At 41.2% G+C, this 4353-nt stretch carries 2 protein-coding genes; both read right to left on the minus strand.

Going from position 1 to position 4353, the window contains the following annotated elements; translation table 11 throughout:
• The coding region (locus PLK24_RS06020) for a hypothetical protein (protein WP_502876041.1) at positions 1 to 188 on the minus strand (188 nt) is incomplete at its 3' end.
• A 45-nt stretch (positions 189 to 233) separates the two neighbouring features.
• Positions 234 to 3980 carry a DNA-directed RNA polymerase subunit beta gene (rpoB, locus tag PLK24_RS06025; RefSeq protein WP_433872281.1) on the minus strand — a complete coding sequence of 1249 codons (3747 nt, stop codon included), beginning with the start codon at positions 3978 to 3980 and terminating at the stop codon, positions 234 to 236.
• Positions 3981 to 4353 lie beyond the last annotated feature (373 nt).

A 4353-nucleotide genomic window follows, 5' to 3' on the forward strand; every position in this document is an offset into this window, starting at 1 on the left:
CCTTTATGACGAATTCTTTTATACTTTCCGCAATAACATTCCCAGTCTTTGGTTGGACCAAAAATCTTCTCACAGAACAAACCGTCTTTTTCCGGTTTGAGGGTCCGATAATTAATGGTTTCGGGTTTTTTTACTTCTCCTCGAGACCATTTACGGATTTGCTCGGGAGAAGATAAACCAATTTGCATAGCTCCAAGATCATTGACATCTATCAAGGGTTTTTCCCCCTTCTTTTATTTTTTCTCTCGTCCCTGCAGATTAACTCCTAATCCAGGTATATCATCATCGGCATCTTCCATCTGTTCGATGGAAATTTCCTTTTTCCTGGAATCAAACACTTTCACATCGAGACACAAGCTTTGCAATTCCTTAACCAATACTTTAAATGATTCGGGAACCGACGGCTTGAGCACATTTTGACCTTTGACAATTGCTTCATAAGCTTTTACTCTTCCGACAATATCGTCGGATTTCACTGTCAGAATTTCTTGTAAAGTATAGGCAGCTCCGTATCCTTCCAGTGCCCATACTTCCATTTCTCCAAAACGCTGCCCGCCAAATTGGGCTTTACCTCCCAACGGCTGTTGGGTAACTAAAGAGTACGGTCCAGTTGAACGTGCATGAATCTTGGTTTCAACCAGGTGAGCAAGTTTCATCATATATATGTATCCAACTGTCACTTCATTGTCGAAAGGTTCACCAGTTCTTCCATCGAAAAGGATCACTTTTCCATGGGGGAGAAGATTAAACTCCGGCGATATCCTGTCGTCAAAAGCAAAAACCGGATAACGGTTTTCTTGACTGATGGTTACATCTTTCAAGGCTTCTAAAATCTCCGATTCTTTCGCTCCATCGAAAGGAGCACTGGCAATAAACATCCGTTCTTTATTGGCAACCCAACCCAAGTGAGTCTCTAAAATCTGCCCAATATTCATTCGAGAAGGAACTCCCAGTGGATTGAGAACAATGTCAACCGGTGTTCCATCGGGAAGGAAGGGCATGTCCTCCTCAGCAAGAATCCTGGCTATAACTCCTTTATTTCCATGACGACCAGCCATTTTATCGCCAACGGTAATTTTTCTTTTCTGGGCGACAAACACCTTAACCAGTTTATTGACTCCTGGTGCCAGTTCATCATCGTTTTCTCGAGAAAATACTTTAACATCAATAACTTTCCCATATTCTCCATGGGGAACCCGAAGGGATGTATCTCGAACTTCTCGGGCTTTTTCTCCAAATATTGCCCGAAGTAATCGCTCTTCGGGGGTAAGCTCGGTTTCTCCCTTGGGAGTAACCTTCCCTACCAAGATATCTCCTGGTTTTACATCAGCTCCAACTCGGATAATTCCTTCATCGTCTAGATTCCGAAGAATATCATCTCCTAAATTGGGAATGTCACGAGTAATTTCCTCTGGACCTAACTTGGTGTCTCGGGCTTCAATTTCATATTCTTCAATATGAACTGACGTGAAAACTTCTTCTTTAACCAATCGTTCGCTAATCAGAATGGCATCTTCGAAGTTCTCTCCTTCCCAGGGCATGAAAGCTACTAAGACATTTCTCCCTAAAGCAATCTCACCCATTGAAGTACAAGGCCCATCAGCAATAATCTGTCCAGCCTCAACATACTGCCCAACTCGAACGATCGGTTTTTGGTTGATACAGGTACTTTGGTTGGACCGCTGAAATTTTTCCAATTCATAGAGATCAATATCACCATCATCATTTTCAATTTCAATAAAAACTGAATCGACTTGCTTAACTACTCCACTATTTCGGCTAACAACTGTAGCACCTGAATCCTGAGCGACTTTGTATTCCATGCCCGTCCCAATAAGAGGGGGCTTGGAAACCAAAAGAGGAACCGCTTGTCGTTGCATGTTGGTTCCCATCAGAGCTCGGTTGGCATCATTGTGCTCTAAAAATGGAATGAGTGACGCTGAAGCACTGATGATCTGTTGAGGCGAAACATCAATAAAATCAACTTTTCTGCTTTCTACCTCAACAATTTTCGAACGGAAACGAACTACGACGTTTTCATCGCGTATCATCCCGTTCTCATCGATAACAGCATCGGAAGGCGCAATATGATAACGGTCTTCTTCATCAGCAGAAAGATACCTAATTTCATCGGTCAAATGTCGATTTTCAACTTTTAAATAGGGTGTCACAATAAAGCCATACTCATTGATCTTGGCATAGATACATAGAGAGGTAATTAAGCCAATGTTGGGTCCTTCGGGAGTTTCTATCGGACACATCCGCCCATAATGGGTATAATGGACATCACGAACTTCAAAACCTGCTCGTTCACGGCTCAAACCTCCAGGTCCTAAAGCACTTAACCGTCTTTTATGGGTTATTTCCGAAAGTGGATTGATTTGATCCATAAACTGGGAAAGAGGACTGCTTCCTAAAAATTCCTTGATAGCGGCTACCACTGGACGAACATTAATCAGGTTTTGAGGAGTAGCTGAATCGGTGTCGGGTTGGATGGTCATTTTTTCTCGAATGACCTTTTCAACTCGCAGCAACCCAGTTCTAAATTGATTTTGTAGGAGCTCTCCCACCGGTCGAGCTCGTCGATTTCCCAGGTGGTCAATGTCATCATCATAGCCAACACCGTTCAACAAGTTGAGGAGATAGCGAATGCCCCCAACTACATCGGCTTGACTCAAAATCCGTCCCTTTTCCACCCAAATTTTTTCTATACCATGAACCCTTAGGGTCCTTAAGGCCTCTAAGGTCACCATATCGCCTTTTTTAAGGAGGGTTTCTCCGGTCTCCGGTTGAAGCACATCCTGACTTATCGATCTGCCCTCCAACTCGTCGCCAACCAACTCCAATTCATCTTCGCGTTCAATAAATACTTTTATGACCTGATCTTCGTCGTTATACACTCGTATAAATTCGATATTGTATTCCTGGTTAAGCTCTTCTAAGGTTCGAGCTAATTGCCGACCAATTTTGTCTCCTTTACGAAGGAGAATTTCATATCGGGAAGGATTATTTTCATCGATAGCTGCTTGATTGCGAAGACATTGATGTTCTTCATGGTCAAGAATAATATCCTCAGCTCCAACAAACTCTTCAATTCGGACAATGCGTTCTTCCAATTTTAGTTTATTATTCAGTTTATATCGTCCCACCTCACCAAGGTCATAACGACGGGGATCAAAGAACAAATATCTCATAAAATCTCGAGTATTTTCTTCGGTTGGTGGCTCACTGGGACGAAGTCGCCGGAAAATTTCCATGACCGCTTCTTTGGGGTTTGAAGTTGTTTCTCTTTCCAGGGTGGCTTGGATGTAAGAATGATTATCGAACAGTTCGAGGATTTCCTCGTCGTTTGAAAATCCCAAAGCTCTGATCAAAGTCATAGCATTGATCTTGCGCCTTTTATCGACACGAACAAAGAGAATTTCTCCTGGGTCAATTCCAAATTCTAACCAGGCACCACGGTTGGGAATGATCTTAAAACCATATTCCACTTTTCCAGTTGGTGTCACTTCTTTAGTAAAAAATATCCCTGGAGATCGGATGAGCTGCGTTACTACAACCCGTTCCGCTCCATTCACCACAAAAGTCCCCTTATCAGTCATGAGTGGAATTTCACCCATATATACATCTTGTTCTTTTATTTCATTGGTTTCGCGGTTAATCAATCGAACTCGAGCAAATAATGGGGCAGCATATGTCCGACCTCTATCTTTACATTCACGAACCGAGAATACTGGCCTATCCAAACGATAATCGATAAACTCCAGCATGAGTTTCCCGGTAAAATCCTGTATAGGAAAAATTTCGGTGAAAACTTCTTGCAAACCTTGCCTTTTCCGTTCTTGGGGGGAAATATTCGCTTGTAAAAATAGGTCAAATGACTTTCTTTGTATCTCAATAAAATGGGGAAGTTCGGCAAATGAAGTCACCTTTGAAAATGTCTTTCTCTGAATGTATCCAGAATTCACCCAGCACACCACCTTTGTTGAAAATTAAAAGAAATTACTCTTTAAACTAATCAGTTTTTCATCATCATTAAACTGTGGCGAAACGGTGTAAGTTTAAAATGTGGAATGTATGAAATTCACAATGTACAGGTAAAAAAAATAAGAGGACAAATGGATTGATTTTATCATCGATTGGTAAGATAATAATAACACCCACTCAGTAATAATTTGGAACAAAATAGATTAATTTAGTTCCAAAATGAAAGAACCGACAATTTACTATAATATTTTATTCCTGCTTATCTGTCAAGAGCTTCTTGTAAATTTTTCTAAAATATTTTAAATTCTCCATTCCTTGGTCTACTTTATGAAAGAAGTCAGCTTCCCTTTTTTCTCTCTCCTGGTG

Origin of the sequence: Atribacter sp. (assembly GCF_035418125.1) — a bacterium.
GTDB lineage: Bacteria > Atribacterota > Atribacteria > Atribacterales > Atribacteraceae > Atribacter > Atribacter allofermentans.